The 537-nt window shown below is 41.0% G+C and carries 1 protein-coding gene; it reads left to right on the forward strand.

Features of this window, described 5'->3' with window-relative positions:
* Positions 1-122 precede the first annotated feature (122 nt).
* Positions 123-537: hypothetical protein (locus DRW42_RS29160; protein WP_208643680.1), on the forward strand; the 415-nt coding region annotated here is incomplete at its 3' end.

The raw sequence follows: 537 nt of genomic DNA on the forward strand, positions 1-537 counted from the left end.
CGGCCAGTTTGCTCCGAAACAGGCGGCCACGATGGAGCCAAACAAGCTGATCATATCCCCATGTATGTAAAAATAAAGATAAATACGAAGAAAGTTAAATCTGAAAATTATATTTGGAATCAATGCTCCGCAAATTTATACTTATCGCGATCATACTCTTGTGTATCAGCAGTGTCTCCCATGCCCAAACGGGCCTTGCTATAGGTAAGGTAACCGACAGTGCAACTCAGCTGCCTATAAAGGGAGCACATATTTTGGTGATGAAAGCAGACTCCTCCATTAATATGTTCATAACAGATAGCCTGGGCCAGTTTTTCTTATCAAAAGAATTGTTTCTTAAATATACTCATCTTGAAATTTCTGCCAACGAGTATAAACGTTACCTATATATCAAGCGCAACATTATATTTCCCCCAAAAGGCAATCTTCGGCTCGGTACGATCGGCCTGAAATCCGTTGCCATAGACCTTGGGGCCGTAATTATAAAAAAAAGACGAAAGTACAGGGACACAGCTTACCTTGACCTTTCTGCGAATA

It is taken from the genome of Pedobacter miscanthi, from assembly GCF_003315595.1.
GTDB classification, from domain to species: Bacteria; Bacteroidota; Bacteroidia; order Sphingobacteriales; family Sphingobacteriaceae; genus Pedobacter; species Pedobacter miscanthi.